The organism is Heliobacterium chlorum, from assembly GCF_014502795.1.
Lineage (GTDB): Bacteria > Bacillota > Desulfitobacteriia > Heliobacteriales > Heliobacteriaceae > Heliobacterium > Heliobacterium chlorum.
Genome location: NZ_JACVHF010000073.1, coordinates 1 through 2,697 on the forward strand (window position 1 = coordinate 1; position 2,697 = coordinate 2,697).

Sequence of the window (2,697 nt, forward strand, 5' to 3'; positions counted from 1 at the left end):
TCGATGATCACTTCATCGCCCTCGTTGGGTTGAATGTTCTTGATGGTAAACGAACAGGTGTCCACCATTGAGGTCAATACCTGCTCAATGGATATGTCCTGAAGAAGAATATTTGAAATCCGCTCAACGCCCGAGATTCGAAAGGAGTCACTCATTAGAATCTCACCCCTCGCCGGGCCAGCTGTCGTTCAAGCAGTTGCCAAATTTCCTCGCCGTTACTGCCGTTAATCGTGATATTGAAACTATGCCCTGACCCGGCCCCAGCGAGTTCCGGTGTGTTTACCGCGGGTCGATATCCGGCAAATCCCTGGACAGCGGTATTGGCGAGTTGGGTCGCAGAACTGTTTACATTCGCCTGTTCGTTATTCATGCCGATCGAAAATCCTTGTGCCGTATACTCACCGATCTGCATCATCACCCGGGAGGGCGAGTGAATGTCCAACGCTCGTTTGGCGGCATTGGCGGCTCCTTCAAACAGGTTAGCTACACTGTGATATAACCACCCCGCCAAGGATCGCATCCCCTCCACGAAGCCTCTAACCAAATTCGTCCCCATGGAATAGGCATCGTTCTTCATCTCGACCCACTTCTGGTACAGCAACGCTTTAATCACCTGCATGGCTGCGGTCAGCGATGTCGGTGCGTCTTTGAAACACTGCAGGATAAGCTTCCACATCTCTTGGGTTAAGGCACTCAACGACTTGCTCGTCGCATCCCAGATACTTTTCATAATCTCCGAATCCGTGGCGATTGTAGTCGTAATCCATGTCATTGCATCACCCGTAGAGGATTCAATCCGGTTTGTCGTACTGTCCCATGTCTGCCCAATTGTGTCCCAGGCCGAGCGAACACTGCGGCTAATCGCATCCATGGCTTGGGAGAAAACAGTTTGAGTGGACGTCAACACATTGTCCGTGACCGTAAGCAAGGAATCCATGGCATGGTTCCAGTCCATCTGAACTTGCTCACTCATGGTCGATGCGATGGCTATGATTTGAACACTACCCTCCTGGAACAGAGTAACGATACTGTTCAAAACGAAGGTCGCCTCATTTGCGATCACAGACCAACAGGTAGAAAGTTTCTGCGAGATGTCTTCCCAATGGGTGTAGAGATATATCCCAGCGATAACCAGTGCTCCGATCGCCGCTGCAGCCATACCGACAGGCGATGCCAATGCTGCGGTCACCGTTCCAAACGTAGTTATGGTCGAGGCCACGCCGGACATCACTTTCTGAATCACAGCAAAAGCCGCAAATCCGGAAGCGATACCCGTTAAGATGGGGCCGATTACGCTCCAATGGTTCTGCAAGAGATCGAACAGCGTCGATACGCCCGTGATAATTCCATTCAGAATGGCCGCGACGCCCGGAGAAAATGCGGACTCGATGGCTCCCTTTAATCCGTCGGCTTTGAAGCCGGTTGAGAGCTTATCCACAAAACCGATGGCTAGCGGCATGAATTCCTTGAGTTTATCGGATACCGGCTGCAACACCTGTCCCAACAGCATATTGGTATTGTCCGTTAGCGTACTCAACATCCCGGTGAACGTCTGGCTTTGCTTTTGCATGGCACCAGAGAACTTCGAGCCCATCGCCTCAATTAAGGCGGGTACGGCTTGGTCGGCCATTACTTTGCCTTGGGCTGACAAATCCATGAGCTGCTGTTTACTCATGCCCAGCTTTTGTGCCATGAGATCCCAGGCTGGGATACCTCGTTCCGCTAACTGGTTCATTTCTTCCGCCGATACTTTGCCTTTGGTGGCCATTTGACCGAGAGCCATGGTTACGCCATTAAGAACATCTTCTCCCCCGCCAATGGCCGACACCGCATCACCAATCGCTTGCAGGTTAGGCATAACGCTCTCGGCATTGAATCCCATCGCCAGCATAAGTTTTGCCGATTTCTGTAGTCCAGGGAACTCAAAAGGCGTAGATGCGCCAAATTGCTGTACGTCTTTGATCATCGCCTGGGCTTTCTCTGCCGAACCAAGCAACGTTTCGAACGAGATCGCTGCCTGTTCCATATCTGCGTTGAACGAAAGCCCTTTTCCCAGGCTGAGGCCTCCGAGGGCTGTCATGATCGCACCGAGGGCCGGTAACGCCATATTCTTTAATGACGTAAAGGCCCCGCCCATCGTGAAGCCTTCTTTTTGCATCTGTTTGCCTGTCTTTTGGGCTTGTCCCATTGCGGACTGGATTTTAGTGTTGAAATCTGAGATGTCTGCAGTGAACTTAACCAGGACACTGGAGAGTGCGGACAAATGGGCCTCCCTCCTGTCCTACGATTGAAATTTCTGTTTGAGTTCTTCCAGAGTGTTGAGTTGGTCTATGCGGTCTACACGCTTGGCATCGGTAAATTTACCGAGCAGCTTATCTGGCGTAACGGGCCGTTTCAGATTGCCAGAGGCATTCATGATATGGCAAGCCAACCATGCCGTCCGGTGATATTCCGCTTCCTGGTGTTGCTGTTCATACTCGATGCGCGATTCTACGAGTTCCATGAGTTCCACCAACGTCAACGACCAGAACTGGTCCGGTAATAAACAAAGCGAGCCATAGGCGATCTTTTTCAGTTGATCCCAGTCGGCTCGCGTTACTCGTTTTTTCGGGTGGCCGTATCAAAGGCTTCGGCAATCTTGGCCTGGACGTATTCGAGGTTGTTGAAGTCGACCCAATCCCCCACTTCCTTTTCCGT

General features: G+C 51.5%; 2 protein-coding genes. Both read right to left on the reverse strand.

What is annotated here, in order from left to right:
• Window positions 1–154: 154 nt before the first annotated feature.
• Window positions 155–2,263: a tape measure protein gene (locus tag H1S01_RS19860; protein ID WP_188042120.1), complete on the reverse strand. Its 2,109-nt coding sequence runs from the start codon at window positions 2,261–2,263 to the stop codon at window positions 155–157.
• Window positions 2,264–2,281: 18 nt separating this feature from the next.
• Window positions 2,282–2,575, reverse strand: a complete 294-nt coding sequence (locus tag H1S01_RS19865; RefSeq protein ID WP_279287053.1) for a phage tail assembly chaperone — start codon at window positions 2,573–2,575, stop codon at window positions 2,282–2,284.
• Between the last annotated feature and the right edge of the window lie 122 nt (window positions 2,576–2,697).